The organism is Kocuria sp. HSID17590 (genome assembly GCF_003989485.1).
In the GTDB taxonomy this organism is placed as follows: Bacteria; Actinomycetota; Actinomycetes; order Actinomycetales; family Micrococcaceae; genus Kocuria; species Kocuria salsicia.
The window spans coordinates 92,179-112,378 of record NZ_RBMB01000001.1; the positions used below are offsets into that span (position 1 = coordinate 92,179).

Here is a 20,200-nt window from a genome sequence, read left to right on the forward strand (position 1 = left end):
TGCGCTCCTTCGCGGTTGCGTGGTGCGCCGCCCCGAGCTCCGCGGCCCGGACGACGGCGCCGTGCCCCGAGCATCCTCACCTCACCGGGTCGTGTCAATGGGGGCGATGCCGCCCGTTCGCCACGGGGCGTCCGCGAGCGCGCGCTGCACCCACACCGTCACAGGCCCAGGGGCCCACGCACCCACACCGCGGATCTCCCCCACGGGTTGGGCACCCCGCAGGGCGTTGGTCACGAACACCTCCGACGCCCCAGCGAGGTCCGTGAGAGTGACTTCCTGTTCACGGACCTCGTACCCGGCGGCCCGCAGGGTCGAGAGCACCCGGGCGCGCATCACCCCGGGCAGGATCCGGCTGTCAACGGGCGGGGTGGTGACCACGCCACCGCGCACCACGAACACATTTGCACGCCCGGTCTCCAGCACCGTGCCGTCCTGGTCCACCAGCAGCGGGTCGCACACCGGGGACCACGGACCGGGTGTCGTGTCCAGGGCGCGGCGGTCCGCCCACTTGTGGCACCCCCACCCGCCGGGCACCACCACCGGGCGCAGCACCCACGGATCCACGGGAGGGGCCGCGCCGGGAGGGTTCAGCGGGGCGTGGGTCATCTCGAGACACAGACTCCCCGCGTCCGGAACCGCCGTGATCCGTAGCCGGTGCGGGCCATCCAATCCGGCGGCACGCTGGAGGACCTGTTTCGCCAGCGCGCCCGGCAGCTCATGGGAGAAGCACGCCCGCACGCTGCTCCCGAGCCTTGCCAGGTGCTCCACCAGCTGCTCGGGGCGCCCCTCGCGGACGAGCATCGTGGTGAAGACCCCCAGGGAGGGATCGGGGGTCGAGCGGATCATGGGCGCGTCCCGCAGCGAGGCTGCCGCGCGCGACGGCGCCCCACTGCCTCCCACGCACGCCGGGGGCGCCACCTCCGAGGACTCCGCGTGCTCACGCCACTCCCGGGACAGCTCGGACCCGAAGTGGGCGCCGACCGCATCCAGCAGCGGGGCGGCCTTCACGAGGGTCTCGAACGCCTCCCCGTCCGGGTCCGAGTCAGCAATGATCCCGCCGCCCACACCCAGGCGCACCGTGGCGCCCGAGAACTCGAACGTACGGATGGCCACGTTCATGGCCAGCCCCGCCACGGGGCTCGCGTACCCGATCCCACCGGTGTAGACGCCCCGTGCGGTGGTCTCCAGGGCGTTGATGATCTCGGTGGCCCTGACCTTCGGCGCCCCCGTGCACGAACCGGGCGGAAACGTGGAACGCAGCAGGGCGGCGTCGTCGAGCCCGGGGCGCAGCGTGCCGTGGACATCCGCGACCAGGTGGTGGACGCCCGTGTGCGGCTCCACGCGCGGCACGGCGGGGCTCAGCACGGAGCCGGGGACGCACACGCGGGAGAGGTCGTTGCGCATGAGGTCCACGATCATCACGTTCTCCGCGCGATTCTTGGCGGAGGCGTGCAGCTCGCGGGGGTCCGAGTCCGCGGGCGCGGTGCCCTTGATCGGGGACGTGAGCACGGCGGTGCCCGTCCGACGCAGGTAGAGCTCGGGCGAGAAGCTGGCCACCGCGCCGCCCGGCACGCGCAAGAACCCGGCGAAACGCGGCCGCAGCCGCTCGTACCCGGCGCAGAACAGGTCCAGTGGGTCACCGTCGAATGCCGCTGTGAGCTCTCGGCAGATGTTCGCCTGGAAGATGTCCCCGTCCCGGATGTGCGCCAGCGCGCGCCGCACCGCCTTGGCGTGGGCCGCGCCAGTCACGGCGGCCTCGAACGGCCCGCACCGGTACGAGCGCGGCGCGGACGCCCCGGACGATGACGCCGGGCCGGCCCCGAGCGCCCGCTCCACCGCCGCGATTGTCTCAGCCACCCGGGCAGGGTCCGCACCGGGCAGGGACTCACAGAACCAGCGGTCCGCAGCGCTGTCGTGCACCAGGACGTGGTCGTAGCGCGCCAGGTGGTGCTCCGGCAGACCGCCCGAGTGCGGAGGTGCGGGCGGGAGCGACTCGAGGCGGCGCGAGAGCTGGTAGCCGAGGTAGCCGATCCACCCGCCGCCGAACCGGGCGGGGTTTTCAACGGTGCGTTCGGCGGAGGCGCGGGCCGGGGCGGCGACACCGCGCCGGCCCCCGCCCGCGCTGGGCGGTGCGGCACCCTCCGCAGTGCGCGCGGCGGCGTCGTCCCCGGAACCCAGTGCGACGAACGGGTCCTCGTCCGCACCCAGCACGCGCGTGGGCCGGATGCCGACCACCGCGTCCCCGTGCATCCAGTCCTCGAGCAGTGCCGCAAGCCCGGGCTCGTCGCGCAGCGCACGCAGCATCTGCACGGGACTCACGCGGGGCGGCAGGGCGGTGCGGGGCACGGGTTCCTCTCGAAGGCGGGGGCTGGCCGAGCCCATGATACGAACCCGCCGCCCCTCGCGGGTGCGCGGGGCGGCGGGTTCGACGAGGCAGAGGCGGGTGGCAGCGGCGTCGCCGTCCCGGGCCGCACCCGCGCGCTCAGTCCTCGGAGGCGGCCTCCAGGGCGGAGGCGTGGTGCGCGGCCTGCGAGCCGGTCTTCTCCGACTCGACCACGTGCACCGGATCGTCGTCCGTGGCCTTGAACGTCTGGCCCTTGAACTCGAACTCGTCCGTGTGCGTGGACCGGACCGTCCCCTGGGTGGGCCCCTGCGGGGTGTTCCACTGGACGCGGTCGCCCGTGCTGAACGCCATGGTGTGCCTCTCCTCAGTGGTGCGCGGTGATCAGATCTTCACGACCATCTTGCCGGTGTTCGCGCCCTTCATCATGTCGATGAAGGCGTCCACGGCGTGGTCCAGGCCCTCCACCACGGTCTCGTCGTAGGCGATCTTTCCGGAGGTGAACCACTCGGTCATCCGGGAGGTGTACTCCTCGGTGACGTCCCAGTGGTCACCCATGGTGAAGCCTTCGAGCATGAGCGAGTTCTTGATGATGTTGCCCATGTTGTCCGGACCGCAGGGGCGCTCGGTGGAGTTGTACTGGCTGATCGCGCCGCACACCGCCACCCGGCCGTGCCGGTTCAGCACGTCGAGGGCCGCCTCGAGGTGATCGCCGCCCACGTTGTCGTAGTAGACGTCCACGCCGTCCTCGCCCACGGCCTTCGCGAGCTGCTCACGAATGGGGGCGTCCTTGTAGTTGAGCACCGCGTCGAAGCCGTACTTCTCGGTGAGCAGCTTCGCCTTCTCGTCCGAACCGGCGGAACCGATCACGTAGGAGGCGCCCAGCTGCTTGGCGATCTGACCGGCCGCGGAGCCCACGGCACCGGCCGCACCGGAGACGAACACGCGGTCGCCCTCCTTGAGCCCGGCAATGCGGGTGAGTCCGGTGTAGGCGGTCATGCCCGTCATCCCCAGGATGCCCAGGTACACGGACAGCGGGGTGTCCGGGAGCTCCTGGATGGCGGTGAACTCGTCCGCGGCGCCCTGTGCGAGGTCCCGCCAACCGTACTGGTGCAGCACAGGAGTGCCCTCGGGCAGCTTCTCGGAGCGGGACTCGACCACGCGGCCCACGGCGCCGCCGGTCATGGTCTCGTTCAGCGCGAACGGCGGCACGTAGCTCTTCTCGTCCCGCATGCGGCCGCGCATGTAGGGGTCTACGGAGATGAACTCGTTGCGCACGCGCACCTGGCCGTCCTGCAGCTCGGACAGCTCCGCGGTCTCGGTGCGGAAGTTCTCGGGCTCGGGCCACCCCTCCGGGCGGGAGACGAGCTGGATCTGGGTGCTGGTGGAATCGTTGGTAGCCATGTCTGCATCGTGGCACGCCCAGACGTTTGCCGCAGCAAGGATTCGCGTGGAGTGGACGGGTAGGAAATCGGGAATAACCGATTGATGGCTTCTGACGCACATCTGGCGGTGCCTGTCCCGTGCGCACCGCGCCCGCGGTGACGGCTCCCGGGACGCGAGCGGGCGGTGTCATCGTCCATCCCCGCGACACTGCCCCCGGGCGACGACGCCGCCCGTCCAGCGCGCACCACAGCGCCCAGCAACGCTCCAAGCGGTTGGGTGCGAGGAAACCGTGAGGATCCGCAGGGTGCGCGTATGGGTTCCGTGAGGGGGCCTCCCCCGGCGGCGGGGGCGGGCGTCTACTGAGGTTCTGCACCCAGGGAGGGTGCGGCGGCCGTGATCCTGCGGCCGGTGATCTCCGATCGGAGCCAGCAGTGCTTGATGTGGTGTACGTCCTGGGCGTGGTCGCCCTGTTCATGGTCGTGGTGATGGTGGGCAAGGCGGTGGACAAGCTGTGATCGTGCTCAGCGGCATCGCGTTCGTCCTGGGCGTCGCGGCGATCGCGTACCTGGTCTTCGCCCTTGTGAACCCGGAGAGATTCTGATGGAGTGGGTTCCCTTCCTCGCGTCCCTGGGCACCCTGGTGCTGGCCCTCGCGCTGGCCTACCGGCCCCTGGGCGACTACATGGCGTGGGTCTTCCAGACCCGCACGCACTGGGCCCCGGAACGGGTCCTTTACAGGCTGACCGGCGTGGCCGCGGACCAGGAGCAGTCCTGGCAGGCGTACCTGCGCTCGGTGCTGTACTTCTCCCTGGCGGGCGTGCTGCTGCTGTACCTGCTGCAGCGCACCCAGCAGTGGCTGCCGTTCTCCACGGGCGCGGACAACCCGGAGCCGGGGGTCGCGTTCAACACGGCCATCTCCTTCGTGACCAACACCAACTGGCAGGCGTACTCGGGTGAGAACCTCGCGTACACCGTGCAGTTCGCGGGCCTGGCGGTGCAGAACTTCGTCTCCGCCGCCACGGGCATCGCGGTGTCCGTGGCCCTGGTGCGCGGCTTCGCGTACCGGCGCAGCGGCACCATCGGCAACTTCTGGGTGGACCTCACCCGCACCACCGCGCGCGTGCTGCTGCCGCTGTCGGTGCTGGGCGCGCTGGCGCTGATCGCGGGCGGTGTGGTGCAGAACTTCGACGGCTTCACGGACGTCACCACCGTGGCCGGCGGAACCCAGTCCATCCCGGGCGGGCCCGTGGCCTCCCAGGAGGTCATCAAGGAGCTGGGCACCAACGGCGGCGGCTTCTACAACGCCAACGCCTCCCACCCCTTCGAGAACCCCACCGGGTGGACCAGCCTCTTCGAGTGCTTCCTGATCCTGGTGATCCCGTTCGCCCTGCCCCGCACGTTCGGGCGACTGGTGGGCGACAACCGCCAGGGCTACGCGATCCTCGCGGTCATGGGCGTGCTGTACCTGGCCTCGGTGTTCGCACTCGCCGCGTTCGAGTCCGCCGGGCAGGGCACCGCGCCCGAGCTCGCGGGTGGTCCCATGGAGGGCAAGGAAGCCCGCTTCGGCATCCCCCAGTCCGTGATCTTCGCGGCCACCACCACGCTGACCTCCACGGGTGCGGTGAACTCGATGCACGACTCCTACACCGCCCTGGGCGGGATGGTCCCCATGCTCAACATGCTCCTGGGTGAGGTGGCCCCCGGCGGTGTGGGCTCCGGGCTGTACGGGATGCTCGTGATCGCGGTGATCGCCGTGTTCGTGGCCGGGCTGCTGGTGGGGCGCACCCCCGAGTACCTGGGCAAGAAGATCGGCCCCCGCGAGATGAAGCTCGCAAGCCTCTACATCCTGGTGATGCCCGTGCTGGTGCTCGCCGGGGTGGGCCTGAGCTTCGGGATCCCCGCCCTGCGGGACAGCATCGAGAACGAGTCGCTGACCAACACCGGCCCGCACGGGCTCTCCGAGGTGCTGTACGCGTTCGCGTCCGGCGCCAACAACAACGGCTCGGCCTTCGCGGGCCTCACCGCGGACACCCCCTGGCTCACCGCCGCGATCGGCGTGGCCATGCTGTTCGGCCGGTTCATCCCGATCGCCCTGGTGCTGGCCCTGGCCGGTTCCCTCGCGGCGCAGGAGAAGGTCCCCGCCACTGCGGGCACCCTGCCCACGCACCGGCCCCTGTTCGTGGGGCTCACCGCAGGCACCGCGGTCCTGGTGACCGCCCTCGTGTTCTTCCCCGTTCTCACGCTGGGTCCCCTGGCAGAAGGTCTGATGCAGTCATGAGCACCACCGTCACCGAAGCACGCCCCGAGGCCCCCGCGGCCCGGACGGCCGCACCCCGCAAGACGCTCACGTGGCAGCAGCTGCGCGAGGCCCTGCCCGGCGCCGTGCGCAAGCTCGACCCCCGCACCCAGTGGCACAACCCCGTGATGTTCATCGTGTGGGTGGGTGCCGTGGTCACCACGGTGTTCGCCGTGGCGGAGCTGTTCACCGGCGGCGCGCAGGACTCCGGCGGCACCGCCGTGCCCGGCGCGTTCACGTGGGCGATCGCCGTGTGGCTGTGGCTCACCGTTGTATTCGCGAACCTTGCGGAGTCCATCGCGGAGGGCCGCGGCAAGGCCCAGGCGGAGTCTCTGCGCCAGACGCGCACCAGCACCACCGCGCACCGCGTGCGGGACTACGACGACGCCGCGGACCCGGGTGCCCAGCGCGCGGCCACCGAGGAGGCGTCCTCGGCGGACCTCACCCTGGGTGACGTGGTGGTGGTCTCCGCGGGCGAGCTGATCCCCGGGGACGGGGACATCGTGTGGGGCATCGCGAGCGTGGACGAGTCCGCGATCACCGGCGAGTCCGCCCCCGTGGTGCGCGAGTCTGACGGGGACCGCTCCGCGGTGACCGGCGGCACGCGCGTGCTCTCGGACCGGATCGTCGTGCGGATCACCTCCAAGCCCGGTGAGACGTTCGTGGACCGGATGATCTCCCTGGTGGAGGGCGCCGCCCGCCAGCGCACCCCCAACGAGATCGCCCTGAACATCCTGCTGGCGTCCCTGTCCATCGTGTTCGTGGTGGTCACACTGACCCTGAACCCGATCGCCTCCTACCCCGCGAGCCCCGCGAGCGTGACGGTGCTGATCGCGCTGCTCGTGTGCCTGATCCCCACGACCATCGGCGCGCTGCTCTCCGCGATCGGCATCGCGGGCATGGACCGGCTGGTGCAGCGCAACGTGCTGGCCATGTCCGGGCGCGCTGTGGAGGCCGCCGGTGACGTGACCACCCTGCTGCTCGACAAGACCGGCACCATCACGTACGGCAACCGCCGCGCCACCGCGTTCGTCCCGCTCACCGGGGTGGCCGAGGAGGAGCTCGTGCACGCCGCGGCGCTCTCGTCCCTGGCGGACCCCACGCCCGAGGGCTCCTCGATCGTGGACCTGGCCCGCGAGCGCGGGGCGAGCCTCGAGCAGGAGGCCGCGGGCGACGTCGTGCCCTTCACGGCGCAGACGCGCATGTCCGGGCTGGACCTGCCGGGCGGCTCGCAGATCCGCAAGGGCGCGGGCTCCGCGATCGTCGCCTGGCTCGCGGAGGACGGCGCGCAGCCGGACGACGCCGCCCGGGGTGAGCTCCAGGAGCGCGTCACCGAGATTTCCCGCTCGGGCGGCACCCCGCTGGTGGTGGCGCACAAGCGGGCCGACGGCGCGGCGCGCGTGCTCGGCGTGGTGCACCTCAAGGACGTGGTCAAGGAGGGGCTCACCGAGCGCTTCGCGCAGCTGCGGGCCATGGGCATCCGCACCGTGATGGTCACGGGTGACAACCCCCTGACCGCCGCGGCCATCGCGCAGGAGGCCGGCGTGGACGACTACCTCGCCGAGGCCACCCCGGAACAGAAGCTCGCCTACATCCGCACGGAGCAGGAGGGCGGGAACCTCGTGGCCATGACCGGGGACGGCACCAACGACGCCCCCGCGCTGGCCCAGGCGGACGTGGGCGTGGCCATGAACACCGGCACCTCCGCGGCCAAGGAGGCCGGGAACATGGTGGACCTGGACTCGGACCCCACCAAGCTCATCGACATCGTGGCGATCGGCAAGCAGCTGCTCATCACCCGCGGCGCGCTCACCACGTTCTCGATCGCCAACGACATCGCCAAGTACTTCGCGATCATCCCCGCGATCTTCATCGGGGTGTTCCCGGGGCTCGCGGTGCTCAACGTGATGGGCCTGCACTCACCGGCCTCCGCGGTGCTCTCGGCGGTGATCTTCAACGCGATCGTGATCGTGTTCCTGGTCCCGCTGGCCCTGCGCGGCGTGAAGTACCGGCCCATGAACGCGTCCAAGACCCTGGGGCGCAACCTCGCGGTCTACGGGCTGGGCGGGATCATCACACCCTTCCTGGGGATCTGGCTGATCGACCTGGTGGTCCGGCTGATCCCGGGCTTCTGACCCGCCCCCGAACGCGCCGCCCGCCACCTCGCGAGCCGTCGGCGGGCGGGGCACCACCGCACCACCGCACCACCGCACCGCAACATCCCACCCCGCACCACAAAGTTTTCGAGTCGTCGAGAAAGAAGCGATCGTCATGAGCATTGCCGCACACTCCTCCGGGCGCACCATGTCGGTGGCCGTCCGCACCCTGATCGTGCTCACCCTGCTGCTGGGCGTGGGCTACACCGCGGTGGTCACCGGGCTCGGGTACCTCGCGTTCCCCGAGCAGAGCCACGGGTCCATGATGACGGACGGCAACGGTGAGGTCCGGGGGTCCTCACTGATCGGGCAGTCCTTCACGGACGCGGACGGCAAGCCCCTGCCGCAGTACTTCCAGCCCCGCCCCTCGGCGGCCGGGGACGCGGGGTACGACGCGGCGTCGTCCTCCGGCACCAACTGGGGCCCTGAGAACGGGAACCTGGTGGAGGCCATCACCCAGCGCAAGCAGGCCATCGCGGAGCTCAACGGCGTGCCCGACTCCGAGGTCCCCGCGGACGCCCTGACCGCCTCCTCCTCCGGGCTGGACCCCCACATCAGCGCGCGCTACGCGGACATCCAGGTCGAGCGCGTGGCCCGGGAGCGGGGTCTTCCGGTAGAACAGGTGCGAGAGCTCGTGGGCCAGCACACCAAGAACCCCGATCTGGGCTACGTGGGTGACCGCGTGGTGAACGTGGCCGAGCTCAACCTGGCACTGGACGAGACGAGGCGCTGACATGACCGCACCGGGGCGGCTGAGGGTGCTGCTCGGCGCCGCTCCCGGCGTGGGCAAGACCTACCGGATGCTCGCGGAGGGCAGGCGGCTGCTCGCCGAGGGCCGGGACGTGGTGATCGGGATCGTGGAGACCCACGGGCGCGCGGCCACCGCCGCCATGACCGAGGGCCTGCCGCAGGTCCCCCGGCTGCGCACCCGCTACCGGGACATGGAACTCGAGGAGATGGACGTGGCCGCGGTGCTGGAGCGCGCCCCGGACATCGCCCTGGTGGACGAGCTCGCCCACACCAACGCCCCCGGCTCCGAGCACGAGAAGCGCTGGGAGGACGTCCAGCAGCTGCTCGCCGCGGGGATCGACGTGATCTCCACCGTGAACATCCAGCACATCGAGTCCCTCAACGACGTGGTGGAGCGGATCACCGGCGCGCCCCAGCGGGAGACCGTGCCGGACCGGTTCCTGCGCGGCGCCCACCAGATCGAGGTGGTGGACCTGGCGCCCCAGGTGCTGCGGGACCGGCTCTCGGAGGGGCTCGTGTACCCCGCCGAGCGCGTGGACGCGGCGCTGTCCAACTACTTCCGCCTGGGCAACCTCACCGCGCTGCGCGAGCTCGCGCTGCTGTGGCTCGCGGACGAGGTGGACCAGGCCCTCATGCACTACCGCCGCGAGCACGACATCAACGGCAAGTGGGAGGCCCGCGAGCGCGTGGTCGTCGCCCTGACGGGCGGGCCGGAGGGTGAGACCCTGCTGCGCCGCGGCGCCCGGGTGGCGGCGCGCTCGGCGGGCGGTGACCTGCTGGCCGTGCACGTGATCGCGCAGGACGGCGTGCGCACGGAGAACCCGGCCGCGCTCGCGCAGCAGCGGGCGCTCGTGGAGAAGCTCGGCGGGACCTACCACCAGGTGGCGGGGGACGACGTCCCCGCGGCGCTCGTGGAGTTCGCCCGGTCGGTCAACGCCACGCAGCTGGTGCTGGGCATCAGCCGTCGGAGCCGGCTCGCCGCGGCCTTCACGGGTCCGGGGATCGGGGCCACGGTCACCAAGGAGTCCGGGGAGATCGACGTGCACATGGTCGCCCACGCGCAGGCGGGCGGGCAGTTCACGCTCCCCCCGCTGGGTGGGGCGCTCTCCGCACGACGCCGCGTGCTCGGCTTCCTGGTGGCGCTGCTGGGCGGTCCGGTGCTCACCGTGGCGCTGGCCGGGGTGCGCTCCCCGGACGCCATCACGAGCGACGTGCTCGCGTACCAGCTGCTCGTGGTGGTCGTGGCCCTCGTGGGCGGGATCTGGCCCGCGCTGTTCGCGGCGGTGCTCTCCGGGCTCACGCTGGACTACTTCTTCATCGACCCCATCCACACCATCACCATCGCGGATCCCCTGCACCTGCTGGCGCTGATCCTCTACACGGTGATCGCCGCGCTCGTGAGCTTCGTGGTGGACCGCGCGGCCCGCTACACCCGCGCCGCCCGCCGGGCGGCCGCGGAGTCCGAACTGATCCAGAGCATCGCGGGCAGCGTGCTGCGCGGCGAGGACGCCGTGCAGGCGCTCGTGGACCGTGCGCACGAGGTGTTCCGCGTTCCGGGGGTGCGCATCATGGCGGGAGACACGGTGGTCGCGAGCGCGGGGGACGTGGAGCCCGGGGACGAGCCCACGGTCATGCCCCTGGACGGCGGGGGCACGCTCGAGCTGCACGGCGGGCACCTGGCCTCGTCCGAGCGGCGGCTGCTGAGCGTCGTCGCCGTGCAGATGGGGGCGGCCCTGGAGCGGCAGCGGCTGCAGGCGGTGGCTGAGGAGATCGAGCCCATTGCGGCGTCGGACCGGGTGCGCGGGGCGCTGCTGTCCGCGCTGAGCCACGACCTGCGGCGACCGCTGGCCTCCGCCACGGCGGCGGTGGGCGGGCTGCGCGCGGCCGGGGACTCGCTCACGCCCGAGGACCGGCAGGAGCTCATGGACACCGCGGACGAGAGCCTCGCCGCACTGGCCACCCTGGTCAACGACCTGCTGGACGTGAGCCGGGTGCAGGCCGGGGTGCTGTCCCTGGGGACCACACCCACGGACCCGGCGGACTCGGTGGCCTCCGCTCTGGACGAGCTGCAGCTGGGGCCCTCCGAGGTGCGCCTGGACCTGGCCCACCACGGTGCCACGGTGCTCGCGGACCCGGTGCTGCTGCAGCGCGCACTCGTGAACCTGCTGGCCAACGCCGAGCGGCACACGCCCGAGGGCGTTCCGGTCTCGGTCACCACCAGCACGTTCGCGGACCGCCTGGAGATCCGCGTGATCGACCACGGCCCGGGGATCGCCCCCGAGCGCCACGACGAGATGTTCGTACCGTTCCAGCGCCTCGGGGACACGGACAACACCACCGGTCTGGGGCTCGGGCTCGCGCTGTCCCGAGGTTTTGTGGAGGCCATGCACGGCACACTCACCCCGGAGGACACACCGGGCGGCGGGCTCACCATGGTGGTCTCGCTGCCGCTGCTCACGGAGCGCGCCGGGGCGGATCGGTCGGAGGCGGGTGCCGCCCGGGCGACGACGCCGCAGGCCGGCTCGGCGGCCGAGGTGACGGTTTCGTCCGGGGCGGGGACGGCGTCGTCGTCGCCCCGGGCGCGTGGACGGGAAGGGGTGCCGGGTGAAGATCCTCATCGCAGATGACGACCCGCAGATCCTGCGGGCGCTGCGGATCATCCTGGGAGCCAAGGGCTACCGGGTGGTCACGGCGGCGAACGGCGCAGAGGCCGTGAGCGCGGCGGTGGACGAGCAGCCGGACGTGTTCCTGCTGGACCTGGGGATGCCGCAGCTGGACGGGATCGAGGTGATCCAGGGGATCCGGGGGTGGTCCCAGGCGCCCATCCTGGTGGTCTCGGGGCGCACGGGCGCGGCGGACAAGGTGCAGGCGCTGGACACCGGCGCGGACGACTACATCACCAAGCCGTTCGCGATCGACGAGCTGCTGGCCCGCATCCGCGCGCTGACCCGTAGGATCCCGCAGGAGAAGACCGTGGCGACCGCGCGGCTCGGGGACGTGACCGTGGACCTCGCGGCCCACAGCGTGACCCGCGCGGTGGCGGGCGGGGTCAAGCAGATCCGGCTCACGCCCACCGAGTGGCAGGTCGTGGAGGTGCTGCTGCGCAACGCGGGCAAGCTGGTGACCCGCCAGACCCTGCTCACCCACGTGTGGGGCACCGAGCACGTGCAGGACAGCGGGTACCTGCGGCTCTACATCTCCCAGCTGCGCAAGAAGCTGGAGGCGGACCCGGCCAAGCCCCGGCACATCCTCACGGAGCAGGGCATGGGGTACCGGCTGGTGGGGGTGGAGGGGTGAGAGCACGCGGGCGCTGAGATCCGGTCTCCCGGACGCGCCCGCGCGCGTCAGCCCTGACGAGCCTTCATGCGCGGGTTCTTCTTGTTGATCACGTAGGTCTTGCCCCGGCGGCGAACCACCTGCGAGCCGGGGACCTTCTTGAGGGAGCGGAGCGAGTTGCGGACCTTCACGGAACCTCCTTTTTGAGAATAATTATCATTCAGGAGAATAGCACGGAGCGTCGGCGTCCACGGCCCGCTGCACCGGTTCGCCCTGCTGGGTCGCCAGGGGGAGATCCAGCGTGACGGTGGTGCCTTCCCCCTCCACCGATTCCAGGGCCACGGACCCCCCGTGCTGCTCCACGATGGTGCGCATGATCACGAGCCCCAGTCCCGTTCCGGGCACCTGCTGGGCTGTGGCGTTGGAGGCCCGGGTGAAGCTCGTGAAGAGGGACCCGACCTCTTTCTCGGGAATGCCCATCCCGGTGTCCGTGCACGTCAGGCGGACTCCCGTGCCACCGGAGGTGCGTTCCAGCGTCAGCGTGACCGCGCCGTGGGGCGGGGTGAACTTGATGGCGTTGCCCACCACGTTGGTGACGGCCCGCTCCAGACGGTCCCGGTCCCCGGACACGGGCCACGAACCGTCCGTGTCCGCGTGGACGGTCACCTCGCCCGCCGAGGCCTGGGGAACGAGACTGGTGACCACCCCGGACACGCACTCTGCGAGGTCCAGCACACGGTGGCGCGCCGAGCGGTTCTCCTGGTCCTGGTCCAGCTTGTTGATCAGCAGCAGGTCCTCGATCAGCAGCCGCAGCCGTTCCGTGTTGCGCCGCACCACTTCCAGCACGCGGGCCTGTTCCGGGCCGACACTGCCGAAGTCCCCGTCCTGGAGCATCTCCACATAGCCGCTGATGGACGTGAGCGGGGTTCGCAGCTCGTGGTTGGTGGTGGAGACGAACACGGATTTCTGGCGGTTGAGCTCCGTGAGCTGCTCCAGGGTGCGCTCCCGCTGCTCTACCACGTCCCGGGCCTCGCGGGTGAAGGCGTTGAAGGACGCGGCGAGGCCCACCACTTCAAGAGCGCCGTGGGAGGTTTCCGCGACGGCGTCGTGATCGCCCGCGCGCTGCCTGGCCACCGTGCGCTGCAGCGCGAGCAGCGGCGCCCCGAGGGCGCGGTCCGCGCGACCCAGGGCGAGGAACGCCACCGCGATCGACAGCATCGCGGCAGTCACCACGGCGGCCGCGGCCAAGGTCATGGACCGGTTCAGATCCGCTCTGCGCTGCTCCCGCAGGCGGGAGGCGTCCGCCCGGACGTCCTCCAGTGTGCCGAGGGCCCGGTCCATGGCGGATGTCGTGCGGGAGAGGTCCAGAGATTTCCGCGGGGTGTCCCTCCCTGGTTCTCGGGTAAGGCCGAGCCACGTGTCCACGGACTCGTTCAAGGACCGCAGCTGCGGCAGCCGCCCGGCCGCCACCTCACCCAGGACGTCCTGGGCCGCAGTGAGGTCCGCAGTGGCCTCAGCGTACTCCCGCGCGAAAGCCTGGTCTCCGCTGACCGCGTAGCCGCGCGCGGCCGTCTGGGCGCGCAGCAGCGTGGCCTCCACCTGGTGCGTGGCATCCATCAGGGGTGTGATGGTGGTGCGCGTGGCGGCCACGTTCAGCTGCACCGTGTGCAGTCCCCACAGTGCGGTGGCGCCGGTGACGAGCAGTGCGAGGCACAACAGGGCGAGCACCTGCATGAGGATGGCGCGCACCCCGCGGTGGCGGACACCGTCCCGCACGCGGGTCAGTGCCGGGAAGCGGGCACTCATCCGTCCACCTCCGTGAAACCCGAACGGGTCATGGTGCCCCACTGCTGGCGGCGCCCCAGCAGGGAGGCCACCCAGCCCTCCATGCGCCACCACGCCGTGAGCTGGCGGTAGCCCAGGTTCTCCAGGACCACCGCGCCCAGCGTGATGCCCAGGTCCCGCCAGCGGGGGTACTTGTGGTAGCTCAGCTCCTCGATGGTCACGGCGGCAAGGGTCACGATCATGGCGTAGGCGTAGGCGTAGGCCACGAGCATGAACAGCACGAAGTACTGCACCGTCACCAGGCCCAGGGCGAAACCGAGCGCGATGAGCACCAGTCCGGCCAGCTCCAGCAGGGGGGCGATGAGCTCGAAGAGCCAGTAGTAGGGCACGGCCACGAGCCCCAGCCGGCCGTAGCGGGGGTTGCCGAGCATGTCCCGGTAGGCCCACAGGGTCTCCCACAGACCCCGGTGCCAGCGGGCGCGCTGCCTGCGCAGCACGGGCAGGGTGCTGGGGACCTCTGTCCAGCAGATGGGCTCCGTGAGGAAGGTGACGCGGTAGGGCCGACGCTGTTTGCGGAACGTGCGGTGCAGGCGCATGACCAGTTCGAAGTCCTCACCGATGCTGCTGGCGTCCAGGCCTCCCACCCTCACGAGAGCATCCCGGCGGAAGACACCGAACGCGCCGCTGATGAGCAGCAGGGCGTTGATCCGGGACCAGCCTGCGCGCCCCAGGTGGAAGGCCCGCAGGTACTCCATCACCTGGATGTCCGCCAGGGGGTTGCCGGGCATCCGGACCTCCAGCACGCGCCCGCCCTTCACGCGGCACCCGTTGACGGCGCGGATCACTCCCCCGGCCGCCACCGTGGAGATCGGGTCCTCGATGAAGGGCCGAGACACCGCCAGCAGCGCCCCGGGGTCCAGGATGGAGTCCGAGTCCACGAACAGCACGAGGTCCTCGCGAGCCAGGTTGACGCCCACGTTGATGGAGTCGGAGCGGCCCGAGTTGCGCTTGCGCACCACGGTCAACCGGGTCCGCCCGTCCCGTGGGACGTGGATGCTGGTGGGTGCCTCCCGCACCGGAACGTCCTCGGGCATCTGCCGGGACACCGGCACCAGGTCGAAGGCCCGGCGCAGCACCTCGAAGCCGTTGTCGGTGCTGCCGTCGTCCACCACGATCACTTCGTGGCGCGGGTGCTGCAGCGACAGGAAGGACTCCACGGCCACGCGGATGCCGACCTCCTCGTTGTGCATGGGCGCCACCACGCTGATGCCGGGCATGGTGCGGGAGCGCATCAGCTCCTCCCGCCCCGCAAAGGGGATTCGGCGGCGCTGGGCCACGAAGTCCACCGCCGCCAGGACGATCATCACCAGGTAGGACGTGTTGATCAGCAGGAAGTAGATCAGCACCGGCACCGCGATGAACGCCAGGATCCCGGCCACGGCGCCGCGCAGCAGCTCAAGCCACTCCACGGCCGGCCCCTCTCATGGCGCTCAGCTGCAGTGCGTAGTGGGCGGGGTGCACGGCGGGGGTCTCCCCGTCCAGGGCGCCCAGCAGCCGCTCCCTCCCGGCAGGGCCCAGTTCGGTGAGAGCCACCGCGGCCCGCTCCGCCAACCGGGGCCGGGTGTCCTCGACCAGGGGGCCCAGGGCCGCCACGGAGGCGGGCAGGCCCAGCCGTTCGAGGGACTCCACGGCGGCGAGCGCCACGCTCTCGTCCCGGTGGCAGGCGAGCTCGGACAGGACGGCGAGGTCCTGCGCTCCCCCCACCCATCCCAGGGCGCCGACGAAGGCGGCGAGGGCCCGGGTGTCGGTCTCCTGTGCCAGGCGCTCACGCACGACGGGAGCGGCACCTGGCACGGGGCGCACTCCGATCACAGTTGCCGCCACGTGGCGCACCGCCGGGTCCGGGTGCAGGGTGGGCCTCCTCGATCACGGGTGCCGCTGCGTCGTCGAAGGCGCACAGGGACTCCACGGCTACCCAGCTGGGCAGTCCGCGGGGACGACGCCGCGGCGCCACCGCGCGCAGCACGGCGCACCGCGCTGTGGGAGGAGAGCCCCGCGATGGCCCACTCGGCGCGTCCGTGGGCGTCCAGCACCCGGGCCAGAGCACGGGCGGGCTCCTCCCTGACCTTGGAGAGCATCGGGGAGACGGCGCGGTCCACCACCGGTACGCGGCGCCGGGGCACCGCGGTCAGGCGGCGCAGGGCGGAGGCGTCGTCGTCCTCACCGGACGCGACCTCGAGCATTGCGGGGCGCAACTCACCGAGCAGCTTCGCGTCCCGGCGTTCACGTCACTGCCGGCCTGCACGCGTTCCCAGGACGGTCGCGAGGAGCAGGGCCGCGGCCCACACCAGAACCCACAGCACCCAGGACAGCAGCTGCGCGGAGACCACCGTGGGGGTCGCCACTGCGGGTCATCGCCCCCGGCCGAGGAGGCTGTTCACACGGTGCAGCAGCTCACGGGGGCTGAAGGGCTTGGTGACGTACTCGTCCGCACCGGTGTTGTACCCGTCGTCCACGTCCGTGTCCCTGGCCCGGGCGGTCAGCAGGACCACTTTGAGGTGTTTAAGAGCCTCGGTGGCACGGATCTGGCGCAGCACGTCCAGTCCGCTGAGTCCGGGCATCATGACGTCCAGCACCACGACGTCCGGGATGCCGTCCTCCAGCGCGCTCAGCGCAGCGGTGCCGTCCTCCACCGCCCGGACCTCGTATCCCGCCTGCTGCAGTTTGAAGACCACGAGGTCGCGGATGTCGGGGTCGTCGTCCGCAACGAGGACGGACGGGTGCTCAGGGCTCACGAGGGCGCTCCGTGTGTCTGGGGGATGGACACGCTCCGAATCCGCAGCAGCGGAGGAGATGAGGCCAAGAGTATTCGAAGACATACAGGTTGGCGGGAGATGACACCTCGCCCGGTGGAATCAGCCGCGGGGCTTCATCTCCTTCTCCACGACCCACTTGTGGTTGGTCATGGTCATGCCGTCCGCCTTGTAGTCCACCATGTAGACGGTCTGGGTGGTGGAGGAGGCAACGGTGCCCGTGGCGCCCTTCATGCCGGGCATGTGGTCCGCCTCGATGGTGACCTCGGTCCCGTCCGCGAGGCGCTCCGAACCGGCGCCCTGGAGCTCCTCCTGGACCACCCACTTGTGGTTGATGACCTCGGGCCCACCGTCCGTGGGGGTGTAGTTCACGGCGTAGGCCACGGTCTTGTAGGCGCCCACCACGGTGGCCGGGGCGCCCCTCATGCCCTCCATGTGGTCAGTGGTCAGCGTGACCTGCGTGCCCACGGGGTAGGTGGGCTTCTCCGCGGCGGCGATGCCCTCCGGGGCGGGGCCTCCGTCCATGGCGTGCATGTGCTCCTGGCTGTGCTCGTGCCCACCCTGGCTCGCACTGGGCGTGCCACTCGCGGGCGGCGACGCCGCCTGGCTCGTCGCACTGGAGCTCGCGCTGGTCTCGTGGCCCTCGTGGGCGGAGTGGTCCGCGGAATCGGAACCGGCGGAGCAGGCGGTGGCGGTCACCAGGATGGCGAGGCCGGCGAGGGTGAGGGGAAGTCGACGCATGAGACGGATCCTTTCTGGGGGCCCGCCCGGGTTGCTGGACCCCGGTGCGGGCGGGTTTCTGGTGGGAATGCGCGGTGGCAGCGGGGCCCCGCTGTGGTGGTTCCCTACAAGAGGGTGCCGAGGGAGGCGACGAAGCCGCCCAGCATGAACGCGCTGATGCCGTACGCCAGGGGGCGGTTGTCCATGGGGCCACCACCGGAGGCGTGGTGGGTGATGGCGTGGCCCTTGCCGCGGTGCAGCAGAGCCTTGTTCACCGGATACGCCGCGAAGTACGCGATCACGAGGGACAGGGCCATGGAGCCCCAGAAGAGGGCGTCCAGCAGGCCAGCATCCATGGCGCCGGGAACCAGCCACATGACGAGGTTGTCCACGACCTCCATGGTGAGGATGGAGACGGTGTCCGCGGCGAGCACGAGGCGCAGGGCCCGACCCACGCTGATGCCGGCGCGCAGCAGGGGCAGGGAGGACAGGGCATAGCCGAACACGAAGGCCAGGGCGATGGCCACGGCGGTGCTGGTGACGTTGCCCCACCCGAACACGGTGGCCAGGATCAGGCCGAGGATCTCGCCGATGGAGCAGCCGGTGAGGCAGTGGAGGGTGGCGCTGGCGGCCATGTTGGACATGTCGTGACCCGCGTGGGGGTCGGGGTGATCGGTGGAGTGGGTGGTGGTGGGCGTGCTCATGCCATCGAGCATATACCCTAGGGGGGTATTTTTGCATGAGGCGTTGATCGCTTCCATACACCCGCTCGTGGGCATGTTGATCTCCACGATCGGCCAGTGGAAGAAGGCGTTCCACGCCAGCCGCGTGGAACCACCTACGACCGTGAGGCGGCACCCTCGGCACTCAGATCACGTGCTGGAGTTACTGGGCCGGCTACCTATGACGCAGCACGGGCAATGCCTACCGCGCCTGAACCTCGATTTGGGGGAGCTCGTCGACCGGAATCCCGGCAATGAGGCCGTCGAGAACCAGCTCACCCACGGCTTGCGCGAGCGGAACCGGCACGGCATTACCGATCTGACGGGCTATGGCCACCTTGGAGCCGCACCAAAGGAAGTCGTCGGGGAATCCTTGGAGGCGCGCTGCTTCGAAATGGGTGATCGCCCGGTCGGCTTCGGGGTGCAGGTAGCGTCCCTTTTCCGGTTTGAAGAACTCGGTACGAATGGTCACTGACGGGTCATCCCATCTCAGCCGCCCCATCACGTCCGCGGCCCCGGACCTGTGGTCCCGCCAACACCGCGCCAGAAGATCATCCGGTATGTCGAACCTGTTGCCTCCTGGTGGAATGGCTCTGAATCGTTCCAAGGAGAGGTCGGAGTAGTTGCGCCCCAGGTGCAGCTGCCGGGACGTGAACGGTCCGGGGATCTTCGCGCATGGCTCCAAGCCTGGAGTGGTCATCTTGGGCAGGTCCGTGCCCTTCACCTCGGACGGTACCCCCCTGAACGCATCACGCACGCTCCGCCAATGTCCTTCATGGGTCTTCCGGGGAGCCCCGAGAGGGGGTAGGCCCCTGCGTCTGCCGATCACCACGGCGCGGCGCCGGTTCTGAGCGGTACCGTAGTCCGCTGCCGACAGATCCAGGGCCTCCAGCTCGTAATCTTGGAGGATTTCATCCGGCGCAGTTGCTCGCTCCAAGGCCGAGAATTGGGGCGACTTCAGGAAAGGACGAACGTTCTCGAGGACGAAGTACCGGGGCTCCGAAGCCCGGATGACCTCGGCATACTTCTCCCACAGGAAGTTACGCTCGTCGTGGATGTCCCGACGCCCCAGAGCGGAGAATCCCTGACACGGGGGGCCTCCGATGATGACGTCCGCCGAGGGCACTTCTTCATCCGTCAACCAGGCCTCGATGGGCCCCACGTATTGGCCTTCGGGCCCGAAATTGGCCCGGTACGTCGCCGAGGCCGCGGCATCGAACTCGACGGCCGCAACCGTTCGCGTGGCCATACCCCGGGCATCAGCCGCCTGGTGCCACCCTTGAGTGAGGCCACCGGCGCCGGTGAAGAGGTCGATCACACGGACCACGTCGAGCACGGCCGCTCCTGCTCTCTGAGACGGGAAGAAACGGGAGCGGAGCCCCCACTGGTCATCGTAGCCGGCCGAAGCGTTCCACTCGACTCCCGCACCTCCCCCACATGGAAGGATGAACAGATGCACCACCCTCCGCCGAACCTTCCTAAGTACGGCCCAGTCGACGGCGCGACGCGCTCTCGGATGTCGCGACAACGCAGACGGGACACCAAGCCCGAGATGGAACTGTGCCGCGCACTACGTGCACTGGGCCTCGGTTACAGGGTCGATACCTCGCTACCCGGGCTGCCCCGCCGTCGTTGCGACGTGATGTTCAAGGGAGCGCGGGTGGCGGTCTTCGTGGACGGATGCTTCTGGCACTCCTGCCCGGTTCATGGGACGGTGCCACGGAACAACGCCTCGTGGTGGGTGGAGAAACTTGCAGGCAATATCACCCGGGACCGAGACACCGACAGACATCCGGAAGCGATCGGATGGACCGTGGTCCGCGCCTGGGAGGACGAGGACATGACCGACACGGCACGCAGGGTCCACGGGATCGTACTGGCGGCTCGACGATGGCCCCGTCCTGGGGAGTAATGCGGAGGGCCACACATACGATGATCTTGAACGTTCCGTCGAAA

At 70.6% G+C, this 20,200-nt stretch carries 19 protein-coding genes; 7 read left to right on the forward strand and 12 right to left on the reverse strand.

Features of this window, described 5'->3' with window-relative positions; translation table 11 throughout:
- Nucleotides 1-81: 81 nt before the first annotated feature.
- The 3 genes from D8M39_RS00420 to D8M39_RS00430 all read right to left on the reverse strand — a co-directional run bounded on the left by D8M39_RS00420 (nt 82) and on the right by D8M39_RS00430 (nt 3,745).
- Nucleotides 82-2,346 (reverse strand): bifunctional anthranilate synthase component I family protein/class IV aminotransferase, encoded by a 2,265-nt coding sequence (locus D8M39_RS00420; protein ID WP_238693879.1) that lies wholly within the window; start codon nt 2,344-2,346, stop codon nt 82-84.
- Nucleotides 2,347-2,482: 136 nt separating this feature from the next.
- Complete coding sequence (locus tag D8M39_RS00425; protein ID WP_055085167.1) at nt 2,483-2,695, reverse strand: DUF2945 domain-containing protein; 213 nt, start codon at nt 2,693-2,695, stop codon at nt 2,483-2,485.
- 30 nt (nt 2,696-2,725) lie between these two features.
- Nucleotides 2,726-3,745: an NADP-dependent oxidoreductase gene (locus D8M39_RS00430; protein WP_126874160.1), complete on the reverse strand. Its 1,020-nt coding sequence runs from the start codon at nt 3,743-3,745 to the stop codon at nt 2,726-2,728.
- Nucleotides 3,746-4,238: 493 nt separating this feature from the next.
- On the opposite strand from D8M39_RS00430, the gene D8M39_RS00435 reads away from it, so the two are divergent.
- The 6 genes from D8M39_RS00435 (at nt 4,239) to D8M39_RS00460 (ending at nt 12,225) form a co-directional block, all read left to right on the forward strand.
- Nucleotides 4,239-4,328: a potassium-transporting ATPase subunit F gene (locus D8M39_RS00435; RefSeq protein ID WP_126874161.1), complete on the forward strand. Its 90-nt coding sequence runs from the start codon at nt 4,239-4,241 to the stop codon at nt 4,326-4,328.
- Nucleotides 4,328-6,004 carry a potassium-transporting ATPase subunit KdpA gene (kdpA, locus tag D8M39_RS00440; protein ID WP_126874162.1) on the forward strand — a complete coding sequence of 559 codons (1,677 nt, stop codon included), beginning with the start codon at nt 4,328-4,330 and terminating at the stop codon, nt 6,002-6,004. The genes D8M39_RS00435 and kdpA overlap by 1 nt, the downstream gene beginning before the upstream one ends.
- The gene (gene kdpB, locus D8M39_RS00445; protein ID WP_126874163.1) at nt 6,001-8,157 is read left to right on the forward strand and encodes a potassium-transporting ATPase subunit KdpB; all 2,157 of its coding nucleotides are present in this window, start codon (nt 6,001-6,003) and stop codon (nt 8,155-8,157) included. The genes kdpA and kdpB overlap by 4 nt, the downstream gene beginning before the upstream one ends.
- Before the next feature lie 136 nt (nt 8,158-8,293).
- Nucleotides 8,294-8,911, forward strand: coding sequence for a potassium-transporting ATPase subunit KdpC (gene kdpC, locus D8M39_RS00450; protein WP_055085159.1), 618 nt, complete (start codon nt 8,294-8,296; stop codon nt 8,909-8,911).
- Between the two features lies 1 nt (nt 8,912).
- Nucleotides 8,913-11,555 carry an ATP-binding protein gene (locus D8M39_RS00455; protein WP_126874164.1) on the forward strand — a complete coding sequence of 881 codons (2,643 nt, stop codon included), beginning with the start codon at nt 8,913-8,915 and terminating at the stop codon, nt 11,553-11,555.
- Nucleotides 11,533-12,225 (forward strand): response regulator, encoded by a 693-nt coding sequence (locus D8M39_RS00460; protein WP_055085157.1) that lies wholly within the window; start codon nt 11,533-11,535, stop codon nt 12,223-12,225. The genes D8M39_RS00455 and D8M39_RS00460 overlap by 23 nt, the downstream gene beginning before the upstream one ends.
- 47 nt (nt 12,226-12,272) lie before the next feature.
- Here D8M39_RS00460 and ykgO read toward each other — a convergent pair whose 3' ends face one another.
- The 9 genes from ykgO to D8M39_RS00500 all read right to left on the reverse strand — a co-directional run bounded on the left by ykgO (nt 12,273) and on the right by D8M39_RS00500 (nt 19,580).
- Nucleotides 12,273-12,395, reverse strand: a complete 123-nt coding sequence (gene ykgO, locus D8M39_RS00465) for a type B 50S ribosomal protein L36 (protein ID WP_055085155.1) — start codon at nt 12,393-12,395, stop codon at nt 12,273-12,275.
- 25 nt (nt 12,396-12,420) lie between these two features.
- Nucleotides 12,421-14,010, reverse strand: coding sequence for an ATP-binding protein (locus D8M39_RS00470; protein WP_126874165.1), 1,590 nt, complete (start codon nt 14,008-14,010; stop codon nt 12,421-12,423).
- Nucleotides 14,007-15,458 carry a glycosyltransferase gene (locus D8M39_RS00475; protein ID WP_094393271.1) on the reverse strand — a complete coding sequence of 484 codons (1,452 nt, stop codon included), beginning with the start codon at nt 15,456-15,458 and terminating at the stop codon, nt 14,007-14,009. Before D8M39_RS00475 ends, D8M39_RS00470 begins: the two co-directional genes overlap by 4 nt.
- Nucleotides 15,445-15,882 (reverse strand): HEAT repeat domain-containing protein, encoded by a 438-nt coding sequence (locus D8M39_RS12835; protein WP_371413716.1) that lies wholly within the window; start codon nt 15,880-15,882, stop codon nt 15,445-15,447. Before D8M39_RS12835 ends, D8M39_RS00475 begins: the two co-directional genes overlap by 14 nt.
- On the reverse strand, nt 15,858-16,232 hold the full coding sequence (locus D8M39_RS12840) for a hypothetical protein (RefSeq protein WP_238693880.1): 375 nt from the start codon (nt 16,230-16,232) through the stop codon (nt 15,858-15,860). Before D8M39_RS12840 ends, D8M39_RS12835 begins: the two co-directional genes overlap by 25 nt.
- A gap of 168 nt (nt 16,233-16,400) precedes the next feature.
- Nucleotides 16,401-16,784, reverse strand: a complete 384-nt coding sequence (locus tag D8M39_RS00485) for a response regulator transcription factor (RefSeq protein WP_126874166.1) — start codon at nt 16,782-16,784, stop codon at nt 16,401-16,403.
- A gap of 120 nt (nt 16,785-16,904) precedes the next feature.
- Nucleotides 16,905-17,543, reverse strand: a complete 639-nt coding sequence (locus tag D8M39_RS00490; protein ID WP_126874167.1) for a YdhK family protein — start codon at nt 17,541-17,543, stop codon at nt 16,905-16,907.
- A 104-nt stretch (nt 17,544-17,647) separates the two neighbouring features.
- Complete coding sequence (locus D8M39_RS00495) at nt 17,648-18,226, reverse strand: DUF4396 domain-containing protein (protein WP_126874168.1); 579 nt, start codon at nt 18,224-18,226, stop codon at nt 17,648-17,650.
- Between the two features lie 220 nt (nt 18,227-18,446).
- Nucleotides 18,447-19,580 (reverse strand): DNA cytosine methyltransferase, encoded by a 1,134-nt coding sequence (locus D8M39_RS00500; RefSeq protein WP_202975496.1) that lies wholly within the window; start codon nt 19,578-19,580, stop codon nt 18,447-18,449.
- 117 nt (nt 19,581-19,697) lie between these two features.
- Between D8M39_RS00500 and D8M39_RS00505 the strand changes: the two genes are divergently transcribed.
- Nucleotides 19,698-20,156, forward strand: coding sequence for a very short patch repair endonuclease (locus D8M39_RS00505; RefSeq protein WP_256385956.1), 459 nt, complete (start codon nt 19,698-19,700; stop codon nt 20,154-20,156).
- Nucleotides 20,157-20,200 lie beyond the last annotated feature (44 nt).

Coding starts and splice junctions, on each gene's coding strand:
- D8M39_RS00425 (WP_055085167.1), bottom strand. CDS start 2,695: ATGGCGTTCAGCACGGGCGACCGCGTCCAGTGGAACACCCCGCAGGGG.
- D8M39_RS00430 (WP_126874160.1), bottom strand. CDS start 3,745: ATGGCTACCAACGATTCCACCAGCACCCAGATCCAGCTCGTCTCCCGC.
- kdpA (WP_126874162.1), top strand. CDS start 4,328: ATGGAGTGGGTTCCCTTCCTCGCGTCCCTGGGCACCCTGGTGCTGGCC.
- kdpB (WP_126874163.1), top strand. CDS start 6,001: ATGAGCACCACCGTCACCGAAGCACGCCCCGAGGCCCCCGCGGCCCGG.
- kdpC (WP_055085159.1), top strand. CDS start 8,294: ATGAGCATTGCCGCACACTCCTCCGGGCGCACCATGTCGGTGGCCGTC.
- D8M39_RS00455 (WP_126874164.1), top strand. CDS start 8,913: ATGACCGCACCGGGGCGGCTGAGGGTGCTGCTCGGCGCCGCTCCCGGC.
- D8M39_RS00470 (WP_126874165.1), bottom strand. CDS start 14,010: ATGAGTGCCCGCTTCCCGGCACTGACCCGCGTGCGGGACGGTGTCCGC.
- D8M39_RS12840 (WP_238693880.1), bottom strand. CDS start 16,232: ATGCTCGAGGTCGCGTCCGGTGAGGACGACGACGCCTCCGCCCTGCGC.
- D8M39_RS00490 (WP_126874167.1), bottom strand. CDS start 17,543: ATGCGTCGACTTCCCCTCACCCTCGCCGGCCTCGCCATCCTGGTGACC.
- D8M39_RS00495 (WP_126874168.1), bottom strand. CDS start 18,226: ATGAGCACGCCCACCACCACCCACTCCACCGATCACCCCGACCCCCAC.
- D8M39_RS00505 (WP_256385956.1), top strand. CDS start 19,698: ATGCACCACCCTCCGCCGAACCTTCCTAAGTACGGCCCAGTCGACGGC.